Annotated in this window: 14 protein-coding genes; 7 read left to right on the forward strand and 7 right to left on the reverse strand. The window is 70.5% G+C overall.

Going from position 1 to position 21429, the window contains the following annotated elements; genetic code table 11:
• Nucleotides 1-84: 84 nt before the first annotated feature.
• Nucleotides 85-1881 (reverse strand): methionine--tRNA ligase, encoded by a 1797-nt coding sequence (gene metG / locus ACQP2Y_RS43395; RefSeq protein ID WP_433722317.1) that lies wholly within the window; start codon nucleotides 1879-1881, stop codon nucleotides 85-87.
• Between the two features lie 109 nt (nucleotides 1882-1990).
• On the opposite strand from metG, the gene ACQP2Y_RS43400 reads away from it, so the two are divergent.
• A complete protein-coding gene (locus tag ACQP2Y_RS43400) occupies nucleotides 1991-3364 on the forward strand; it encodes a hypothetical protein (RefSeq protein ID WP_433722319.1) in 1374 nt (457 codons plus the stop codon).
• Here the strand turns inward: ACQP2Y_RS43400 and rsmI are convergent.
• Entirely contained in the window at nucleotides 3354-4199 is an 846-nt protein-coding gene (gene rsmI / locus ACQP2Y_RS43405; protein WP_433732333.1) for a 16S rRNA (cytidine(1402)-2'-O)-methyltransferase, read from the reverse strand. The genes ACQP2Y_RS43400 and rsmI overlap by 11 nt on opposite strands.
• Before the next feature lie 25 nt (nucleotides 4200-4224).
• On the opposite strand from rsmI, the gene ACQP2Y_RS43410 reads away from it, so the two are divergent.
• The 3 genes from ACQP2Y_RS43410 (at nucleotide 4225) to ACQP2Y_RS43420 (ending at nucleotide 9910) form a co-directional block, all read left to right on the forward strand.
• Nucleotides 4225-5871 carry a dolichyl-phosphate-mannose--protein mannosyltransferase gene (locus ACQP2Y_RS43410; RefSeq protein ID WP_433722321.1) on the forward strand — a complete coding sequence of 549 codons (1647 nt, stop codon included), beginning with the start codon at nucleotides 4225-4227 and terminating at the stop codon, nucleotides 5869-5871.
• 704 nt (nucleotides 5872-6575) lie between these two features.
• Nucleotides 6576-7478, forward strand: coding sequence for a hypothetical protein (locus tag ACQP2Y_RS43415; protein WP_433722323.1), 903 nt, complete (start codon nucleotides 6576-6578; stop codon nucleotides 7476-7478).
• A complete protein-coding gene (locus ACQP2Y_RS43420; protein ID WP_433722325.1) occupies nucleotides 7475-9910 on the forward strand; it encodes a bifunctional polysaccharide deacetylase/glycosyltransferase family 2 protein in 2436 nt (811 codons plus the stop codon). Before ACQP2Y_RS43415 ends, ACQP2Y_RS43420 begins: the two co-directional genes overlap by 4 nt.
• Before the next feature lie 92 nt (nucleotides 9911-10002).
• On the opposite strand, the gene ACQP2Y_RS43425 is transcribed toward ACQP2Y_RS43420, so the two are convergent.
• The 4 genes from ACQP2Y_RS43425 to ACQP2Y_RS43440 all read right to left on the reverse strand — a co-directional run bounded on the left by ACQP2Y_RS43425 (nucleotide 10003) and on the right by ACQP2Y_RS43440 (nucleotide 12955).
• Nucleotides 10003-11226, reverse strand: coding sequence for a GAF domain-containing sensor histidine kinase (locus tag ACQP2Y_RS43425; protein ID WP_433722327.1), 1224 nt, complete (start codon nucleotides 11224-11226; stop codon nucleotides 10003-10005).
• A gap of 141 nt (nucleotides 11227-11367) precedes the next feature.
• Nucleotides 11368-11733: a VOC family protein gene (locus ACQP2Y_RS43430; RefSeq protein ID WP_360545537.1), complete on the reverse strand. Its 366-nt coding sequence runs from the start codon at nucleotides 11731-11733 to the stop codon at nucleotides 11368-11370.
• Nucleotides 11734-11811: 78 nt separating this feature from the next.
• Complete coding sequence (locus tag ACQP2Y_RS43435) at nucleotides 11812-12573, reverse strand: phosphodiesterase (protein WP_433722330.1); 762 nt, start codon at nucleotides 12571-12573, stop codon at nucleotides 11812-11814.
• 79 nt (nucleotides 12574-12652) lie between these two features.
• Nucleotides 12653-12955 (reverse strand): GNAT family N-acetyltransferase, encoded by a 303-nt coding sequence (locus ACQP2Y_RS43440; protein ID WP_433722332.1) that lies wholly within the window; start codon nucleotides 12953-12955, stop codon nucleotides 12653-12655.
• A 117-nt stretch (nucleotides 12956-13072) separates the two neighbouring features.
• On the opposite strand from ACQP2Y_RS43440, the gene ACQP2Y_RS43445 reads away from it, so the two are divergent.
• The 3 genes from ACQP2Y_RS43445 (at nucleotide 13073) to ACQP2Y_RS43455 (ending at nucleotide 19390) form a co-directional block, all read left to right on the forward strand.
• Complete coding sequence (locus ACQP2Y_RS43445; protein WP_433722334.1) at nucleotides 13073-14041, forward strand: aldo/keto reductase; 969 nt, start codon at nucleotides 13073-13075, stop codon at nucleotides 14039-14041.
• A gap of 232 nt (nucleotides 14042-14273) precedes the next feature.
• Complete coding sequence (locus ACQP2Y_RS43450; protein WP_433722336.1) at nucleotides 14274-16817, forward strand: hypothetical protein; 2544 nt, start codon at nucleotides 14274-14276, stop codon at nucleotides 16815-16817.
• Nucleotides 16817-19390: an FG-GAP-like repeat-containing protein gene (locus tag ACQP2Y_RS43455; RefSeq protein ID WP_433722338.1), complete on the forward strand. Its 2574-nt coding sequence runs from the start codon at nucleotides 16817-16819 to the stop codon at nucleotides 19388-19390. Before ACQP2Y_RS43450 ends, ACQP2Y_RS43455 begins: the two co-directional genes overlap by 1 nt.
• 58 nt (nucleotides 19391-19448) lie before the next feature.
• Here the strand turns inward: ACQP2Y_RS43455 and ACQP2Y_RS43460 are convergent, their stop codons facing one another.
• A complete protein-coding gene (locus ACQP2Y_RS43460) occupies nucleotides 19449-21071 on the reverse strand; it encodes a glycosyltransferase family 39 protein (protein ID WP_433722340.1) in 1623 nt (540 codons plus the stop codon).
• Nucleotides 21072-21429 lie beyond the last annotated feature (358 nt).

The raw sequence follows: 21429 nt of genomic DNA on the forward strand, positions 1-21429 counted from the left end.
CGTACCGATGAAACGCTTGCGTATCCCCCGTGGCTCGCGCCGAAGGTACCCGACAACCACAAGGTTGATCAATCCGATAAAGGGTCAGGAACCCAGGCGCTCGAGCTCCTCCTCGACCACCGAGGGGTCCAGCTTGCGGAAGACCGGCTTCGGCGCGGCCAGCGGCGTGCCGGCCACCAGCGGCACCGACTCCCACCGGGCGCCGACCGTGTAGTCGCCGGTGAGGACCGGATAGCCCGGGCCGCCGTCGAGGTCGTCGACCTCCACGATGGACGGCATCGGCGCGTGCACCCCGGTGCCGCCGAGCAGCTCGTGCACCTTCTGCGCGGAGTGCGGCAGGAACGGGGTCAGCAGCGTGTTCAGGTCGCTGATGGCCTGCAACGCGGTGGCCAGGATGGTGCCCATCCGCGGCTTGGACGCCTCGTCCTTGAGCTTCCACGGCGCCTGGTCGGAGAGGTACTTGTTGGCCTCGGCGACCAGGCGCATGGCCTCGCCGATCGCGGCCTTCTGCCGGTGCTTGCCGATCAGCTCACCGACGCTGGTGAAGCCCGCACGCACCGAAGCGAGCAGCGTGAGGTCCTCCTCCTGCGGGTCGGCGAGCGGCGGGATGGCGCCGAAGTTCTTCGCGGCCATCGAGATCGACCGGTTGACCAGGTTGCCCCAGCCGGCGACCAGCTCGTCGTTGTTGCGCCGGACGAACTCGGCCCAGGTGAAGTCGGTGTCGTTGGACTCCGGGCCGGCGGCCGCGATGAAATAGCGCAGGGCGTCGGCGTCGTAGCGCTCCAGGAAGTCGCGGACGTAGATGACGACCTTGCGCGACGAGGAGAACTTGCGGCCCTCCATCGTCAGATACTCGCTGGAGACGACCTCGGTGGGCAGGTTGAGCGTGCCCAGCGAGCCGGGCCGGCCGCCCTTGTCACCCGCGCCCGAGTAGCCGAGCAGCAGCGACGGCCAGATCACCGAGTGGAAGACGATGTTGTCCTTGCCCATGAAGTAGTAGCCGAGCGCGTCCTTGCCCTGCGCGTCGGCGGACCACCACTGCCGCCACGCCTCCGGGTCACCGGACCGGCGGGCCCACTCGATCGACGCCGACAGGTAGCCGATGACCGCGTCGAACCACACGTAGATGCGCTTGTCCGGGCGGTCCCGCCAGCCGTCGAGCGGGATCGGGATGCCCCACTCGAGGTCCCGGGTGATCGCCCGCGGCTGCAGGTCGTCGAGCAGGTTGCGGGAGAACTTCAGCACGTTGGGGCGCCAGCCCTCCCGCGCGTCCAGCCACTTGCCCAGCGACTGGGCGAACGCCGGCAGGTCGAGGAAGAAGTGCTCGGTCTCGACGAACTGCGGGGTCTCGCCGTTGATCCGGGAGCGGGGGTTGATCAGCTGCTCCGGGTCGAGCTGGTTGCCGCAGTTGTCGCACTGGTCGCCGCGGGCGCTCTCGTAACCGCAGATCGGACAGGTGCCCTCGATGTAGCGGTCCGGCAGGGTGCGGCCGGTGGACGGCGAGATCGCGCCCAGCGTCGTCTTGGCGACGATGTAGCCGTTGGCGTGCAGGCCGGTGAACAGCTCCTGCACGACGGCGTAGTGGTTGCCGGTGGTGGTCCGGGTGAACAGGTCGTAGGACAGGCCGAGGCCGTGCAGGTCCTCGACGATCACCCGGTTGTAGCGGTCGGCGAGCTCACGGGGCGTCACCCCGTCCGCGTCGGCCTGGACCTGGATCGGCGTGCCGTGCTCGTCGGTCCCCGAGACCATGAGCACGTCGTGCCCGGACATCCGCATGTACCGGCTGAAAACGTCGGAGGGCACCCCGAAGCCGGAGACATGACCGATGTGGCGCGGGCCGTTGGCGTAGGGCCAGGCGACCGCGGCGAGAACGTGACTCATGGGTACCAAGCGTAGTGACCTCGGCTGCCGGCCTGCGGGCCGCCCTTTTTGTCCCGACACGCCCTACATCTCCCTGATCGCCGCCGGAAGCCGTAGTCCAATGGGAGTCATGACGGGTGACGCGCCACAGCCTGGGGAAACATCCCGCGACGACGGCAGCCCGTGGTCGCACGCGGACCCCGCCTCTCCCTGGTGGCGCGCCGACGACCAGGACGCCGCCGATCCCCGCGCCCAGCGCCGGCGGACCACCCCGGCCACCGCTGCCGCGGCTGCGTCGTCCGCGACGCCGACCCTGGACCCGCCGCAGGCGGCCCAGCACACCGGCGAGGCCGAGGCCCACCGGGCCGGCGCCGAGGACGTACGCGCGGCCCTCACCGGCGAAGCCCCCCGCCAGGCGACCGCCGAGCCCGAGGTCCGCGAGCCGGCAACCCCGCGACACGCCCAACCCCAGCCGAAGCCGCTCGAGCAGAAGCAGCCCACCCCCGCCAAGGCCGGGGACGCCCGCCCGGAGAGTGACAAGGCCACCGAGCAGAACCACGACCGGGTGGACGCCGAGCGCTTCAACACCACCGGCGAAGGCACCGTCTACGCCACCCGCAACCGGGTCCGCCCCGCCGAGCCCGAGCGGGAGACCACGATCGTCGACGCGCTCGCCGCCGTACCGGTGGAGCCGACGCAGGCCGAAACCCCCGAGGTGATGGTCCTGCCGGAGCCGGACCGCAACCGGCCCACCGTGGCCCTGGACCGCAACGCGGTGCCCGGCCAGCCGGCCTCCGGGCTGTCCCGGCTCGGCCGCACCCGGCACGATCCGGCCCGGGCCGACCGGGCCCTGCAGGACCGGGTACGCCAGGAGCGCACCGCCGCGCTGCTCGAGACGTCCCCGTTCTGGAAGGCCGAGGAGGAACGCCGCGCGCTGTCCGCACCGCCGGCCGAGGCCCACGAGAAGGTCACCGAGGTCCGGCAGCGGGCCCGCCGTCGCGCGCCGGAGCCTCGCCGTCCCGCCGCCGGTCTGTTCGGGCTGCTCGCCCTCGGGCTGATCGCCGCCTTCTTCGCCTGGGTCAGCGCCGAGCCGTTCTGGCTGGCCGTCGGGCACGGCGACCGGGGTTCCGCGACGGTCACCCGGTGCACCGGGTCGGGGGTCAGCCAGCGCTGCACCGGCCAGTTCACCGCCGCGAACGGCACCTACCGGGTGGACCGGCTGGCTCTGTTCGGCATCGAGCCGGCCCGGCAGGCGCCCGGGACGAGCGCGCCGGCCCGGATGGTCAGCAGTGACAGCCGACAGGCGTACGTGGGTGACACCGGCGTGCTGGTGCACCTGCGCTGGGCGCTGAGCTTCGTGCTGGTGCTGCTCTGCGGCCTGGGTATCGCCGCGCTGACCGGGGCCCGGCGGCTGGAGACGGCCCGCGCGCGACGTGGGGCGCTGCTGGTCAGCCTGGCCGGTCCGCTGGTCCTGCTCGCCGGTTTCCTCTACGTCACTTACTGACGGTGTGCACGAGCGCGTACACGTCGCGCTTGCGCAGCCCGTACATGTCGGCCACGGCCTGGATCGCGTCGCGCCGTGACTCGCCCGCGGCCTCGCGCTCGACGACCGCCGCGCGCAGATCCTCGTCGGCCGGCCGCTCGGCCGGCCCGGCGGGCGCCCCCGCCACCACCACGGTGATCTCCCCGCGCGGTTCGGCCTCGGCCGACCAGGCCGCCAGCTCGCCCAGCGGGCCGCGGCGGATCTCCTCGTAGGTCTTGGTCAGCTCGCGGCAGACCGCCGCCTCGCGCTCGGCGCCGAACGCGCCCGCCAGGTCGGTCAGCGCCGCCGAGATCCGGTGCGGCGCCTCGAAGAAGACCAGCGTGCGGGGCTCGGCGGCGAGCTCGCGCAGCCGGGACCGGCGGCCCGAGCCGCTGCGCGGCAGGAAACCCTCGAAGCAGAACCGGTCGCTGGGCAGCCCGGAGAGCGCCAGGGCGGTGGTCACGGCGCTGGGTCCGGGGGCGGCGGTGACCGGGAAGCCGGCGTCCAGCGCGGCCCGGACCAGGCGGTAGCCCGGGTCGGAGACGCTGGGCATGCCGCCGTCGGTGACGACGGCGACGACCGCGCCGTCGCGCAGGGCGGTGACCAGATCGGGGGTACGGCGTTCCTCGTTGCCCTCGAAATACGACACGATCCGCCCGGCCACGGTGATGTCCAGGTCTCTGGCCAGGCGCAGCAGCCGACGGGTGTCCTCCGCGGCGACCACGTCCGCGCTCGCCAGCACCTCGCGCAGCCTGGTGGACGCGTCGCCGACGTTGCCCAGCGGCGCGCCGACCAGCACGACCCGGCCCGTACCCATCTCCGCCACCCGGGAAGTCCATCACATGAAGACGCGCGGGCGCCGAGCGCCGTGGACTTGTCCCGCAGCCTACGATCGCGGGGTGACTTCGGCGACAGCTGAGACAGAGATCAGCGCAGACATCCCTGCGGACGAGCCACCGGACGCCACGGCGGCCACGGGCGCCGGGGGTGTGCCCGACTCGGTGCGCCGCCGGCTGGCGACCCTGGACCGGTGGTGGAACCCGTACTCGTGGCTGGTCACCGGGGTGATCGTGGCGATCGCGGCGATCCTGCGCCTGGTCGGGCTGAGCCGGCCGAAGGGGTACATCTTCGACGAGGTCTACTACCCGACCGACGCCTGGGACATGCTCCAGCACGGCGTGGAGTGGGACGAGAAGACCAACGGCCCCGCGTACGTGGTGCACCCACCGCTGGGCAAGTGGCTGATCGCGCTCGGCGAGAAGGCGTTCGGCAACAACGAGCTGGGCTGGCGGATCTCGGGGGCGATCGCCGGCACCCTGATGATCCTGATCCTGATCCGGATCGCGTACCGGCTGTTCCACTCGATCGTGCTGGCCGGCATCGCGGGCCTGCTGATGACGCTCGACGGCTTCCAGCTGGTGCTGTCGCGCACGTCCCTGCTCGACATCTTCCTGGGGCTGTTCATCCTGGCGACGTTCGGGGCGCTGGTGCTGGACCGCGACCATTACCGCCGGCGCTGGCTGAGGGCCCTGGAGAACGGCTACGACCCGGCGACCGCCCGTGGCCTGCCCCGCGTCTTCCCCTGGTGGCTGCTCGCGGCCGGGGTGCTCTTCGGGCTGGCCTGCGGCGTCAAGTGGAGTGCGCTGTTCTTCGCGCCCTTCTACGGGCTGCTGGTGATCGTGTGGCGGGCCCAGGCGCGGCGCTCTGCGGGCGTACGCCGCCCGGTGCGGCGCGGCCTGGTCGGCGACCTCGGTTACCTGGTGCTGAGCTTCGTGCTCACGATCATTTTCTACCTGGCCTCGTGGACCGGCTGGTTCGTCACCGACACCGGCTACTTCCGGCACTACCGCGAGGCGAACGGGCTCAGCGAGCCGCCGATCCTGGGCCCGCTGCTGAACCTGCTGCACTACCACTCCGAGGCGTACAACTTCCACAGCGGACTGACCGACCGGCACGTGTACCAGTCCTGGCCGTGGCAGTGGCTGCTGCTGGGCCGCCCGGTGGCGTTCTACTGGAACGGCAACGGCAGCTGCGGGGCCCCGAGCTGCGCGGCGGAGATCCTGCTGCTGGGCACGCCCATTCTGTGGTGGTCGTTCCTGCCCGCGCTGGGCGCGCTGGTCTGGTTCGGCATCGCCCGGCGGGACTGGCGGGCCTTCGCCATCGGTACGGGCGTGGTGGCCGGCCTGCTCCCGTGGTTCTACTTCGCGGTGGCCGACGGACGGACCATGTTCGCCTTCTACGTGCTGCCGGCGCTGCCGTTCCTGATCCTGGCCGTCGTCTACGTGCTCGGCGCGATCATGACGCCACCGGAAGGGACGGCCACGGGCGCGGGACGCACGGACAGACAGCTGGTCGGCACGGTGGTGGCAGGCGTCTATGTGTTGCTGGTCGCGCTCTGCTTCGCGTACTTCTATCCGATCTTCGTGGGGCAGCTGATCCCGTACGCCGACTGGTCGGCCCGGATGTGGCTCGGCGGTCGCTGGATCTAGGGTCTGTCCGGCCGGTCATGGCGACGCCGAGCCGAGGTCCAGGTTTCGCGTCGCAAGTGGGCCGGGCGGTCGAATACCGGGTTTGTATTCGGCCGTTCGGACCGCGCCGCGAGGCGGAAGCTGGGCCCGGCGCAGGCCGCCATGACCGGCCGGACAGACCCTCGGCCGGAAACGCGAAAACGCCCGTCGCGGTCAGCGGCGGGCGTTTCTCGTGCGTGCTTCCAAAGACAAGGCGCGCGCCCCGATCGCCTGCCACGGGGGAAGCGGGCGATAGAGGCGCGCATGAAGAAGCTTAACGACCGCCGATGGCGGACACAACGGGTGGACTTACTCAGTTACCGGGAAACTTGGCGCAGGTCGTCATCGGACTGTGACCAGGCGCGTACGTCGCGTCCGCCTGAGACAAAAAGGACATAGCGCTATATTGGTTTTAATGGTGCTTATCCGCTGGTGAAAACCATTCGGATAATGGTCCGGACGACAGTCGGGAATGCGACAGGAAATCGTCGGCAAAAACGGCGTAACCTTTGCTCCCGGCGCCATTGTCCGCAGGTCAGCAAGACCTCCGGAAATGCCACGCACACCATCTTCAGCAGGTCAAACGTGAAGGCTCACCGTTTCGGCTGATTCCGGTCCCACGTTCGGCGGTCATCAGAACCGGTGACTGCCGTCAAGATCGCCGGAGATGTTCCTAAGCTCGCCGCGTGACATTGCAGGAGCCCCAAAACCCGCCAATCGCCGACGTCGACATGCCTGACACCGAGGTGATCGTCGTCGCGCATCCCTCGCCGGTGTTCGTGGACTCGACCGGCCGCCGCAGTCGCATGCTGCGCCGGGTCGCGTACGGCTTCGGTGCCCTCTGCATGGTCTACGGGGGGCTGATCAGCGTCAGCCTGGCCGGCGGACCGGTCAGTTCGAGCGCCGTCCTGCCCCTGCCCGACCTCGCGGACGGCAAGGACGAGGAGGACCTCGTCGTGGCCCGGCCGAGCCCGACCCCCGAACCGGTCGTCACCGCGACCAGCGCCCAGCCGATCCTGGAGGTCCTGCCCCGGCGCGGACTGCCGGTCAGCGGGCCACGGCACGCGCGGGCGGTCACGCCGCGCGGCACCGCCAGCTCCCGGCCGGCCCGGACGCCGGCGCCCGGGCCGACGACGACGAAGACCCCGGTGAAAGGGCCCCCGCCCAAGCCGGTCGAGTCGACGACCACCACACCGACCACCACCGTCGAACCGACGGAAACCGCCGAACCGACGACGCCGCCTCCGCCGCCGGTCGCGCCGGTGCCCCCGAAGCCGCCGGCCCCGCCGACCATCCCGCAGACCGGCAGCGGCAGCGGCGGCCAGGGCGGCGGCAGCGGCAGCAGCGGCAGTGGCGGCAGTGGCGGCAGTGGCAGCAGCGGTGGCCAAGGCGGTGGCAGCGGCAGCTCGGCGGACGAGCAGCCCGGGACGAAGGCGCCCGCCGAGCAGGAGCCCGTCCCGCCGGCCCCGCCCGCGGTCAAGGTCGCCGTCAAGATCGCGCCCGTGGTCGCTGTCCGGGCCGAGGTGGCCGTCGCCCGCGACGCCGAGCCCGCCGAGGAGCCGGAGCCCAGCGACCAGGACACGCCGTGACCCGCCCACCGGGCCGCCGCAACCGCAACCGCGGCCGCTCCCGCCGCCGGCTGCTGCCCCGCCCCCGGGTCCTGCTCGGCACGCTGCTGATCAGCCTCTTCGTCGGCGTGCTGGTGGTGCAGGCCTACATCAACGCCGAGTTCACCAGCGACCACCTCGAGTCCGAGGTCGGCGACCAGGAGGGCGTCCCGGCCGCCATCCGCAACGGTGGACCGATCATCAACACCACCGGCGGCCAGGAGAGCTCCAACCGGCTGCCGGAACGCACCATCGCGCTGACCTTCGACGACGGCCCCGACCCGGCGTGGACGCCGAAGGTCCTGCAGGTGCTCAAGGAGAACGACGCGCACGGCACGTTCTTCGTCGTCGGTTCCGAGGTGGCCCGCAATCCCGAGCTGACCCGGAAGATCACCGCCGACGGCAACGAGCTGGGCCTGCACACGTTCACCCATCCGAACATGCAGCGGCTGGCCCCGTGGCGGCGCACCTTCGAGCTGTCGCAGACCCAGGTCGCCATCGCCCGCGCCGCGAACGTGCACACCAACCTCGTGCGGTTCCCGTACTCCTCGAAGCCGCAGGCCATCGACGAGGTGAACTGGCGGATCGTCAAGGAGGCGGGCAAGCAGGGCTACCTGGTCGTGGTCAACGACCTGGACAGCGAGGACTGGCAGCGCCCCGGCGTCGAGCAGATCGTCGGCAACGCGACCCCGAAAGGCGACACGTCCGCGGTCATCCTGTTCCACGACGCGGGCGGCGAGCGGTCCCAGACGCTGGCGGCGCTGCGGGTCTTCATCCCGATGATGAAGGCGCGCGGCTACCGGTTCACCACGGTCACCGAGGGCCTGAACCTGTCCATCGCGGACCAGCGCAAGGACGCAGCCGCGGCGGTGCCGCTGCTGCCGGTCAACCCCGAGGCCAGCAGCACGGACAAGCTGCGCGGGACGGGACTGCTCTGGACCGTACGGCTGGCCGACGGCCTGGTGTGGGCCCTGGCCGGACTGTTCCTGGTGGTCGGGCTGCTGACCATCGCCCGTACGGCATTGCTTCTCGCCCTCGCCACCCGGCACGCCCGGCAGCGCCGCAAGCCGGGCTGGTCCTGGGGTCCGCCGGTCACCGAACCGGTCTCGATCATCGTGCCCGCCTACAACGAGAAGGAGGGCATCGAGGCCGCCGTCCGGTCCCTGGCCGGCGGTGACTACCCGGACATCGAGGTGGTGGTCGTCGACGACGGTTCGACCGACGGCACCGCCGCGATCGTCGAACGGCTCGGCCTGCCCAACGTGCGGGTCATCCGGGTGCCCAACGGCGGCAAGGCCAACGCCCTCAACACCGGGATCGCGCTGGCCCGGCACGACATCATCGTCACCGTTGACGGCGACACCATCTTCGAGCCGGACTCGATCCGGATGCTGGTGCAGCCGTTCGCCAGCCCGGCGGTGGGCGCGGTGGCCGGCAACGTCAAGGTCGGCAACCGGGAGACGCTGGTCGCGGCCTGGCAGCACATCGAGTACGTGATCGGCTTCAACCTCGACCGCCGCCTGTACGAGGTGCTCAACTGCATGCCGACCGTGCCCGGCGCGATCGGCGCCTTCCGCCGTGCGGCGCTGGCCCAGGTCGGCGGGATCAGCGACGAGACGCTGGCCGAGGACACCGACGTGACGATGGCGCTGTGCCGGGCCGGCTGGCGGGTCGTCTACGAGGAGCGGGCCAAGGCCTGGACCGAGGCGCCGGCGACGCTGGAGCAGCTCTACCGCCAGCGGTACCGGTGGAGCTACGGGACCATGCAGGCGATGTGGAAGCACCGCCGGGCGCTGACCGACTCCGGCGACTCGGGGCGCTTCGGCCGGGTCGGGCTGCCGTTCCTGGCCCTGTTCGGGGTGGCGCTGCCGCTGCTGGCCCCGGTCGTCGACATCATGCTGCTGTACGGCCTGGTCTTCTGGGAACTCAGCGCGACGATGATCGCCTGGGGGCTGATGCTGGCCCTGCAGCTGTTCACCGCGGCCGTGGCGTTCCGCTTCGACAACGAGTCGCTGCGTCCGCTGTGGCGCCTGCCGCTGCAACAGTTCGCGTACCGGCAGCTGATGTACCTGGTGTTGATCCAGTCCGCGGTGACCGCCATGACCGGCGGCCGGCTGCGCTGGCACAAACTGCACCGCGCCGGACTCACCGGTGCGCGCGACCTCGCCGCGGAGGCCCCGATGATCCCCTCGATCCCACCCGCCGGGCCCAGCCAGGGCATCGCCCCGGCCGTCGACACCTGGCCGCCGGTGCTGGGCCAGGTCAGCGACCCGCACCATCCGGCGACGGGCCGCGCCACCGCCCGACCGCCGGTGCCGAGTCAGGCACCGGCGCCCTGGGAACCCGAAGACCTGCCGTCAGCCGGCTCGCCCCCGGGCGGCGGTTCCGGCCCTGTGGTTACCCGCGGGGCATGAGAAAAGGGTCCCGCACCCGCCCGAACTGCAGCCGGGCGGGTGCGGGACCCCGTCGTCGTTCTGGCCTGCTGTTTTTCAGGCCGTGCTCCGGGTCAGGCGTCGACCAGCTCGCGTTCGGCGAACGGGAAGACGACGTGCAGCGAGGTTCCGTCACCGGGGCGGTCGGAGAGCGCCACCGTCGCGTGGTGGGCGTCGAGGACCCGCTTGGCGACGGCCAGACCCTGGTCCGGGCCGTGCAGGACCGCCGGGTTGGCGATCGCGCCGTAGTACAGGTGCGGGAACAGGTCAGGGCGCATCCCGTCCGGCATGTCCATGTCGTCGAGCCGCACGGTGGGACCGGACTCGATCTCCGTGCCGACCCGGACCCGGCCACCGGTCGGTGTGTACTTGACCGCCGCGAACAGCAGGTGCATGAGGACCTGCTCCAGGCGTACCGGATCCGCGATGATCGGCAGCGACGGGCCGCCGGCCTGGTTGAGGATCCAGATCTGTTTGGTCGCCGCGATCGGCCGGATCGCCTCGACGGCCCGCTGGGTCAGCCGGGTCAGGTCGATCTGGCGCATGTGCAGGCTGTCCGCGCCGCTGCCGACCTCGGCCATCGAGCCCAGGTGGTCCAGCAGGTCGCTGAACCCGCGTACGTGCGCCGCGGTGGCCCGGCCGACGAGGTCGGCCAGCTCGGCGTCGTGGTGGCCGGTGTGGCCGAGATCGGCCAGGTACGACCGCATCAGCCGCAGTGGCGCCCGCAGCTCCCCGCCGACGAGGCCGGCCAGGTCGTCCTTGCGGCGTTCCAGCTCCTGCAGGCGGGCGGTGGTGTTGGCCAGGGCGCTCGCATACCGGCGCAGCTCGAGCTGCGAGGTGACCTGCCGGGCCAGCGCCCGCAGCGCCTGCACCTGCTCGACGTCGAGCTTGCGGGGCTGGGAGTCCATCACGCACAGGGTGCCGAGGGCGAAGCCGTCGCTGGTGATCAGCGGCGCCCCGGCGTAGAACCGGATGCCCTGGTGTGAGCCGGCCACGGGATTGTCGGCGAACCGCGGGTCGTCGCGGACGTCGGGCACCACGAGCACGTCCTTGCCGAGGATGGCGTGACCGCAGAACGACAGGTCGCGCGGCGTCTCGGTGAGATCGGTGCCGATCTTGGCCTTGAACCACTGGCGATCGATGTCGATGAGGCTGACCAGCGACATCGGCACGCCACAGACCGTCGAGGCGAGCTTGACGATGTCGTCGAAGTCGCTCTCGGGGGCGGTGTCGAGCACGTGCAGTTCGTAGAGGGCGGCGAGCCGGTCGGCTTCGTTGCCGGGCAGGGGTGCTGGCATGACTGTCACCTCCTGGAGACACTCCAGGAATACCACCCGAAAGTAGCAATGCGCCCTTTTTGCCAGCTTCCGCTGCCGGTGGGCGGGCTCCGCTCAGGCCGTCCTCCGCTCAGGCCGTCCTCCGGTCAGGCCGTCCTCCGCTCAGGCCGGACGGTGGCAGACCGCCTCGATGTTGTTGCCGTCCGCGTCGAAGGCGAAGGCTCCGTAGTAGTTGGCGTGGTATTCCGGCCGCAGACCCGGCGGTCCGTTGTCCACCCCGCCGGAGTGCAGCGCGGCGGCGTGGAAGGCGTCGACCGCGGCCCGGTCCGGCGCGGTGAAGGCCACGTGCACCCGGTGCGACGGCTCCCGCAGGGCCAGCCAGAAGAACGGCTTGCCGCTGTCGTCGCCGAAACCGACCAGCTCGGGCTCCTGCACCAGGACCTTGACCCCGAGCGGGCGCAGCGCGTTTTCGTAGAAGTGCCGACTGTCGTCGATGTGGTGCACCCCGAGGACAACATGGTCGATCATGGTCAGCCCCTCTCCCAGCCCACCTAGACCGTATCTCCGGGGTACGACATTCCTTGATCCCCGTGCGCCGAGCGGCAGTCAGTATGCGCCGAGCAGAGCAGCGGCGTGACTGACCTGCACGGTGTGGGTAACGCAATCATCACCCTCGATCATGTGCAACAGGAACCCGGTGGGCTCGGCCAGATAGCCGGGCGGCGCGTCGGAGTTGAGCAACAGCCCGGTCTGCCGCCACAGACTCGGCGCGACGGTGAGCACGCTGCCGGCGAAGGCGGCGGTGATGGGCCGGTGCACATGCCCGGCCATCACCCGGGCGACATTGCCGTGCCCGGTGACGACCTCGCGCAACGCCTCACCGTCGAGCAGCCGCATGCCGTCGAGAAACCGGATGCCGACCGGCATGGGCGGATGGTGCAGACCGATCAGAGCCGGTACGTCAGGCCGGCGCCGCAGCATGTCATCGAGCCAGGAGAGCTGAGCGGCACCGAGCCGCCCGGCCGGCGAGCCCTCCACCAGCGAATCCAGAGCGACGAGGGTGAACTCGGGATAATCGACCGCGTAGTAGGGCTGGCCGCCGAAAACATCGAGCAGCGGCCCGCGGCAGTCATGGTTGCCGGTCACCAGGTGCAACGGCAGCGGAAAATCGCCGATGATCTCCTTGAGCGCCACGTACTCGTCGGGCCGGCCGTGATCGGTGAGATCGCCGGTGATGACGACACAGTCGGGCCGCGGGTCGAGTCCCATGACCCGGGCGAGAGCCAGCTGGAGGCCGGTGGCGGGCCCGGCCCCGAGCGCCCCGGTGGTGATGTGCGAGTCGCTCAGCTGAGCGATGAACGTCGTCATGCGCCCATGATCCGGCGCAAGTGGCGCCGGGCAACCGATCGGTCGTAACTCCTACAGCGTCAAAAACAGGACGCCATTTCTATTTCACCTTGCGGGTCGACCGGGCCACGATCGCCTCGTATTCGGGATGCTTCTCCAGCCACCCGCTCAGGAAAGGGCAGATCGGCACGACGGTCCGGCCCTTGCTCCGCGCGTCGTCCATCGCCGCCCGGGCCAGGGCCGAGCCGACGCCCTTGCCCTCGAACTGCGGATCGACCTTGGTGTGGGTGTAGGCGATGATGCTGCCGGTCAGCTGGTAGGTGAGCACACCGGCCAGCGCGTCCGCCTCGTCATGGGCCTCGAAGCGCTCCCGCTCGGGCACGTCGGTCACCGTGAACGTCATCCTGACATCCAAGCACGGCCGGTGCCGGACGGGCACGGGACTTCAGTCCACGTGCACAGTCGGCGTGGAAGGCTCAAGCTGAGCCACGACGGCACACCACCGCGGGAGAGGCAGCACATGGAATACACCCGACTCGGCCGCACCGGCCTGCGCGTGAGCCGGATCGGCCTGGGCTGCATGAGCTACGGCGACCCGGGCGCCGGCATGCACCGGTGGACGCTGGACGAGGACGCGGCAGCCGTGTTCTTCCGGCAGGCCGTCGAGCTGGGCGTCACGTTCTGGGACACCGCGAACGTCTACCAGGGCGGCACGTCGGAGGAGTTCGTCGGGCGGGCGATCAGCCGGTTCGCCCGCCGCGAGGACATCGTGCTCGCCACCAAGGTCAGCGGAAAAATGCATGAGGGACCGGGCGGCAGCGGCCTGTCCCGCAAGGCGATCCTGGAACAGGTCGAAGCCTCCCTGCGCCGGCTCGGCACCGACTACATCGACGTCTACTACCTCCACCGCTTCGACCCGGAAACACCGGCCGAGGAGACCATGGCGACTTTGCACGACCTGGTGACCGCGGGAAAGGTCCGCTACCTCGGCGCATCCTCGATGTGGGCGTGGCAGTTCGCCAAGATGCAACACACGGCCACCCGGAACGGCTGGACGACCTTCGCGGCGATGCAGGACCAGTACAACGTCCTGAAGCGCGAGGAGGAGCGGGACATGATCCCGATGTGCCTCGATGAGGGTGTGGGGCTGACCCCGTACTCCCCGCTGGCGAAGGGCCGGGCGACCCGCCCGTGGGGCGAACAGACGGCCCGGTCATCGTCGGACACCGTCGCGACGTCATTCGACCGCGACGCCGACAAGCCGGTCGTGGACGCCATCCAGAAGGTCGCGGAGGCCCGCGCTGTGCCCATGGCCCAGGTGGCGCTGGCCTGGGTCCTCGCCAAGCCGGTCGTCTCATGCCCGATCGTGGGCGCGACAAAGCCGAACCACTTGAAGGACGCCACGGCGGCGCTGGCTCTCACGCTGACAGAAGATGAGATCGGCGACCTGGAGAAGCCGTACACCCCTCAGGACAACTACTGGTGGTGACCCGTACGCGCCGATGATCTCCCGGCCCTGAGCGTGATCCTGGCCACCGCCACGGTCATGGGCGCTGGTGGCCGGCGGCAACTCGGCAACGTGCCCCCACGGCGCCGCCCGCACATGGCATCCTCATCGGTCGATGGCGGCGCACCGGGCGGCCGTCCACAACACGGGGGATGGCATGGCGCACACCCGACGGTCCATTGTGTTATCGATAGCCGCTGTCACAACAGTGTTCGTGGCGCCCGGCTCTCCGGCTCTGGCCGCTGCCACCTGCGCGCGGGCCAATCCGTTCCAGCACGCGTCGCTGACACCCGCGACCTACACCGCCAACGCCAAGTTCGGCGCCGCCTCGGTGGCCGCGGACTTCAATGGCGACACATTCGCCGACCTGGCGGTCGGCGCGCCCGCCGATCTCGTCGGCACGCTGGCGGCCGGCACGGTCTCGGTCTATCTCGGCTCGGCGACCGGGCTCGGTGCCCCGCGCCGGCTCTCGCAGGCGAATGTCGCCGGATCGGGCGTAGAGGCGGGCGACCGCTTCGGCGCCGCACTGGCGGCCGGTGATCTGAACGCCGACGGCAAGGCCGACCTCGTGGTCGGCTCGCCCGGCGAGGCCATCGGCACCCTCGCGAACGCGGGTGCGATCGCCGTCTTCGACGGCACCGCCACCGGCCCCGAAGCCAGTGCGACCTCCTACAACCAGTCTCAGCTCGGCGGCACCGCGGAGGCGAACGACCAGTTCGGCGCGGCGCTGGCGATCGGCAACTTCGCCAACGACGCCCGTCCCGAACTGGCGATCGGCGCGCCCACGGAGGCGCCCGGCAGCAGCACAGCCACGGGCGGCGAGGTCACTGTGGCGAAGTGGCAGACCGACAAGTACGTACTCGGCTGGCTGCTCGATCAGACCAAGGTGGCCTCCGCGATCGAGGCCGGCGACCGCTTCGGGGCCGCGCTGGCCGCCGGCAACGTCACCGGTGACGGCAAGGCCGATCTGGTGGTCGGCTCGCCCGGCGAGGACATCGACATATCCGGTACGGCTCAGACCGACGCCGGCTCGGTGAGCGTCTTCCCCGGTGCCGCGACTGCCTTCGCGGCCGGCTTCAACAAGAACCAGAGCGGCGCGGAGAACGAGAGCGGCGACAACTACGGCGCGGCGCTCGCCGTCGGCGACTTCAACAAGGTCAACGGTGCCGACATCGCGATCGGGGTGCCGGGCGAGACGGTCGCTGTCAACGGCACGAACGTCAAGTCGGGCTCGGTCTCGGTGGCGGTCGGACCGGTGGCCGCCGCGTCCACGGCCTGGCGGGCCGAGGAGCTGCAGACCGGCGAGGCGTCACACGCCGGTGACCGCTTCGGCGCGTCCCTGGCGACCGGCGACGTGAACGCCGACGCGGTCACCGACCTGCTGGTCGGCGCGCCCGGCGCGGCCAAGAACAACGTTGCGAACGCCGGCGCGGCGTTCCTGTTCCCGGGTCTGGCCAACGCGACCGGCTCGCTCCAGCCGGCCCGCACTGTCCAGCAGACCGACCTGCTGTCCGCGAACGAGGCCAGTGACGAGTTCGGCAGCTCGGTCGCGCTCGGCGACTTCGACGGCAACGGCCGCGCCGACGGCTTCATCGGCGCCCAGGGTGAGGTGGTCGGCAGCAACCCGCGGGCCGGCGCCGGCTCGGTGGTACGCGACCTGCTGCCGCCGCTGACCAACCGGCCGATCGAGGCGTACGCACCCACCGCGGCCCTGCAGTCCGCCCCCGTCGGAACGGCGCTCGCCCCCATCCGGTACGCGTACGTCGACAACCTGGGCGGCCCGAAGATCGGCGTGCAGCCCGACCCGGACAACGTCAACAGCCCGGTCTGGGACGGTGCGAGCTCGCTCGAAGCGGTGTTCACCGGCAAGCCGGCGATCGGGCAGACCGCTGACGGCAAGGGTGTCGTCGCGGTCCGCTCCACCCGGGGCGAGGTGTGGATCCGTACGCAGAACTCGGCCGACAGCAGCGCGGCCTGGGGATCCTGGGTCAACTACGGCGGTTCCGGCATCACCGGCATCACCATGGCGACGCTGGACAACGGCCGGCCCGCGGTGATCGGTATCGGCGCGACCGGTGAACTGGCCGTGCTGCCGCAGGCGGTCACGGGCCGGTTCGGCGCCTGGCAGGGCACCGGGGTCGCGGGCCTGACCGGCGACCCGGTCGCGGTGGCCGTCGCGGGTGGCACCCGGATCTTCGCCCGGGACACCGACGGCAACGTGCACACCGCCCTCTACGCCGGGCTCACCCTCACCGGCTGTGGTCCGGTCGGCGACGCGGTCATCGCGGGCAGCCCGTCGGTCATCGTCTATCCGGGCAGTCGCCTGCGGGTCTTCGCGACCACGCCGGACAAGCAGATCGTCACCATCGGCCAGGACGTGAACGGCGCCTTCGACCCGACCTGGACGACTGTCCCGGCGACCGGGGTGGCGGGCCCGCCGGCCGCGGTGCTCGACCCGGTCACCGGCCGGATCACCGTCGCCGTCCGGAACGACGACGGCGCGATCTGGGCGGTCACCGAGACCGTGCAGGGCAGCAACACGTACGGCGAGTGGAACGAGATCGGCCAGAACGCGTACACCGACGTCACAGCCGTGCCGTACACCGGCGGCAACGGCGCCACCTACCTGTTCACGTACCGCGATCAGAACAACGTCCAGCGGGTCCTCACCGTCAACCCGGCGGCCCGCGCGGCGCTTTCCAAGGCCGGTTCCATCCGGACCTTCACCGAGAAGACCCTTCCCAAGACAGGAAAGTAATGGTTCAGCACGCCAGACACCTGGCCCGCCTCCTCACCACGACGACCCTGATCTCGTCCACCTGCGCGCTGGCGCTCGCCGCCGGGGCCGACTCGGCCGCGCTCGCCGCTGCCGCCTGCGCGCCGGCCAACGGCTTCGCCGCCCAGACCCTCACCAACACGGCCAAGGCCAGCGGGTCCTTCGGCGCCTGGTCGGTGACCGGTGACTTCAACAAGGACGGCTACGCCGACGCCGCCATCGCCAGCCCGGGTGCAAGCGTCGGCGGCACCGTGGCCGTCTACCAAGGCTCCGCCACCGGCCTGACCCTCCAGCGCACGCTGAACCCGCCGCCCACGGCCAACGGCGAAGACTTCGGCGGCGCCCTGGCGGCCGGGGACTTCAACGGCGACGGCTACGAGGACCTGGTGGTGGGTTCTCCGGGTTACCAGTCCGACGCCGGTCTGGTCCGCCTCTTCAAAGGCTCCGCCACCGGCATCTCGCAATTGGGCCCGGGCACCAGCGACCAGCTCATCAGCGCGGAATTCGCCGGGGACACCACCGAGGCCGGCGACCGGTTCGGCTCGGTGCTGGCGGCCGGCGACTTCAACGGCGACGGCAAGGACGACCTCGCCATCGGCGCCGACGAAGAGGCGCCGTCAGGCAGCACGGTGCGCTCCGGCGAGGTCACCGTGCTGACCGGCAGCACCAGCGGCGTGGTCCGGGGCTGGATCATCCGGCAGGGGCTGCTCGGCCAGACCGCCAAGGCCGGCGACGAGTTCGGCATCTCGCTCGCGGCCGGTCAAGTGGTCGGTGACAGCAAGGACGACCTGGTCGTGGGCGCCCGCGGAAAGGACCTCGGCACCGACACGGATACCGGTGCCATCTTCATCCTGAACGGCGCCGGCAACAAGACCACCTCCGACCCGATCTTCCGCGGGCAGGGCACCAACGCGGACGAGCCCGGTGACAGGTTCGGCACATCGGTGGCGATCGGCGACTTCAACAAGGACGGCAACCCGGACCTGGCGGTCGGGGTCCCCCTGGAGTCGTACACCCAAGCCACCAGGCGCGGCATGGTAGACGTGCTCAACGGCCCGATAACCGCGACCTCGCCCGCCAACGTGCTCCGCCCCGATGACGTGGTCGACTCGGCCGACGACCTCGACCGGTTCGGTGTCGGCCTGGTCGCCGGCGACATGGACCGCGACGGATGGTCCGACCTGCTCGTATCGGCCAGCAACGCACCGGGCAGCGGACACGCCGGCGCCGGCCGCGTCTCGCTGTTCAACGGCAACCGGTCAGGCGCGCTGCGCCCTGAGCGGACCATCGTGCAGCGCGACGTGAACGCGACCGACGGCACGAACGACTATTTCGGCTCCGGTCTCTCGGTGGGTGACTTCGACAAGGACGGCCGCACCGACGCAATCATCGGTGCGTTCGGAGAGACCCGCAACGGTCTCGCCTCCGCGGGAGCCGCCTATGTTCTCGACGATCTCAATCCCGCTACCAGCCGCACGGTCGAGCAGTACGCACCGTACGCCGGTCAGCAGACTCCGGCCACGACCGGCCAGTTCGGGCCGATCCGCTACGCCTACGTGGACAACAGTGGCGGCCCCCGGCTCATCACCCAGGTCGAGCCGCAGAATCTCGGCAGCGCGGTACGCGACCCCGAGGGCCCCCTGGACGCCATCCTGACCGGCCGGCCCGCGGTGGGCCAGACGTCCGACAAGAAGGGCGTGACCGCGGTCAGGTCGGTGACCGGTGACCTGTGGATGCGCACCGAGGTGAACGCGGGCGAAACGGCCTGGGGCCCGTGGGTCAACCACGGCGGCCCGGACCTCACCGGCATCGCGATGGCCACCCAGGCCAATGGCCGGCTGGTGGTCTTCGGCATCGGGTCCCGGGGCGGCCTGTACATCCTTCCGCAGCTCGCCAACGGCAAGTTCGGCGCCTGGCAGAGCACCAGCCTGGGCAACCTGACCGGGACTCCGGTCACGACCCCGGTCCCGGACGGTACGCAGCTCTTCGTGACCGACGCGGACGGCACGGTGCAGACGGCGCTCTGGACCGGAACGGCCCTCACCGGCTGCGCTGCCGTCGGAGACCGGGCCATCGTCGGCACGCCGGCAGTCGTGAGCTACCCGGGCAGCCGCCTTCGCTTGTTCGGCACCACGGCGGACGGCGCGCTGATCACCATCGCCCAGGACTTCTCCCTGGCGTATCCGTCGACCTGGTCGACGGTGCAGGAGAGCGGCGTGACCGGCTCGCCCGCCGCGGTCTTCAACCGCAACGCCGGACGCGTGACGGTGCTCGCCCGCAACACCGACAACCTGATCTACAGCACCACCGAGTCGGCGCAGACGGGCGGCGAGTTCGGGCAACCGATCCAGGCGTCATCGATCGAGAGCCGGACCGACGTGCTCGCGCTGCCGTACACGGCAACCGGTAACGAGGCGTTCTACTTCGCCTACCGCGACGTCAACCAGTCGGAGGTCATCCTCATCGGGAGCTATCCGACCGCGGCGGCCCTTCGGGCCGGAGAGCTGGCCTTCACCGTCAAGAAGATGCCCAAGCAGACCGCACCCAAGAAGTAGCGCTGTCCGGTGGACCAGGCTGTCTCGCGCGGCCTGGTCCACCGCGGTCAGGACCTTCTCACCTGCGGTAGATGAAGATGGCGTGGCCGACGTCCTCGAGCCGCTCGCTACTGCTGATCAGCTCGTCCAGCTGCTGTCGACCCGCGGCCGGAGTGCAGACGTTCCAGTTCAGGCACGTGGTCGACACCACGATCAGGCCGTGCACCTCGCTCGCGGGCACCTTGAGCGGATTCTTCGCCCGGATCCCGTAGTAGGCCGGATCACCCCGGCCCTTGTAGAGCAGCCACACCGGCTCACCGGGGTACTTCTCAGCCAGCCGGTCGCCGGTTCGAGCCAGATCCTGACCCCAGTCGACATTCGAGTCGGTGAGCCGCAGGTAGGTCTTGTCCGGGCCGCCGAACGCCTCATTGGAGTACGGCAGGTAGTACGGGAAGGTCCGTAGCGAGCTCACCGCCACGAAGGCGACGAGGACAACTGCCACGAGCGGCGCCCACCGAGCCCGGTAGGCGACTACGCACCCGGCCGCGACGGCCAGGAAAACCGGCATGAAAAGCGCGTACCGCACCCCGAAGTCCCGTGCCCCGCTCATGGCCACCAGCAACAGCACAACCGCCGGCACGATCACGTACGGCGCGGCCGGACGAAGCCGGCGGACGGCCAGCATCGCCGTACCACCCGCCAGCCACAGGGCGAGCATCCCCAGCGGCTCCTTGATCAGCAGGGCAGTGGGCAGGTAGTACCACTTCGACCCCTCGTAGACCTCGCCGAGGAGAAACCCGGGGAACTTCGTGTCCTCGAAGGAAAGCTGCAGGCGCATTCCGTCCCGGAAAGGCCGGGGAAACGGCAGCCAATCGACCACGTGCGCGGTCAGCCCGTGGATGACCGGCAGGTCGGGGGGCGTCGTCCAGTGCAGGCCCGGGTCGACGATCAGATACGTCGCCCATACCGTGATTATCGAGATCACGATGACGCCCGCAGCCGCGCCGACGCCCGCAGCGAGGAGCTGAACCACCTGACGTCGCTCGATGGGACGACCAAGCTGGTGGGCCCGACCGGCATGCCAGACCGACAACACGGCCAACAGCGCCATGACCGGGAAAGCCGGTAGAGCGCTCATCTTGGTGGCCAGGGCGGCGCCGAGCGCCAGGCCGGCGAGCGGCAGATAACGGTACGGCCGGTTCCTGGCTCGCCACAGCAACCAGAGCGTGGTCAGCAGGAAACCGGTGGTGAGCAGATCGAGCGTTGCCAGCGATCCGTGCGCGATGATGTCCGGCGAGAACGCGTACAGGCCGAGCGCGACCAGGCCGGCGGCGCTGCCCGCAAGGTCCCGAGCAAAAGCGAAGACGACCAGCCCGAACAGCAGAGTCAGCACGATCACCGGCAGGCGGGCCAGGAAGAGCAGCCGCTGAGCATCGTTGCCCTGCTGATACAGAACGTTTCTGCCGAGCCCCCACTGGTCGCCCTCGAAGGCGGAATCGATGCGCGCGTCGGCGAAGACCAGCCCGGTCGCCATGACCAGCTTGGCCAGCGGCGGATGTTCGAAGTTGTACTCCAGGCTGCGCTGCTGCAGGTAGACGATGCTTGAGGCGACATAGACCGGCTCGTCGACGATGGGCGACTGCTGCCGGGCGGCGGTCACCATCGCGAACGCCATCTGGCCGAGCATCACCAGGGCGAGCACTGTGAAGACCCACGGGCGGTAGCGGTGGGCCTTCCCAGGGTGACCTGCTGCTCCATCGGCGCTTGACCGCTGGGTCGGTACGCTCGTCGGGCCGGCGGCCGTATCTGTGCCGGCAGCGAGCATTGCGGACCGTTCCTGCGTCATGCGCCTTCAAATCCCGTCTCGTGTCCGGACCGACGACGGCAGTCCCACTGACCTCCGAAGTGAGACGGCATCGGCACCTCACGATGCTCACCGGCTCCGGGGCATTCGCCGACCGGGACGATCGTAGACCAAGGTCATCGATGGACAGCGAGGCCGCCGCTCCACCGTTCCCGCCCAGAACCGCCTGCGGGCTCAGTCCGCGACAGACATCAGC

It is taken from the genome of Actinoplanes sp. CA-051413 (genome assembly GCF_050955795.1).
In the GTDB taxonomy this organism is placed as follows: domain Bacteria; phylum Actinomycetota; class Actinomycetes; order Mycobacteriales; family Micromonosporaceae; genus Actinoplanes.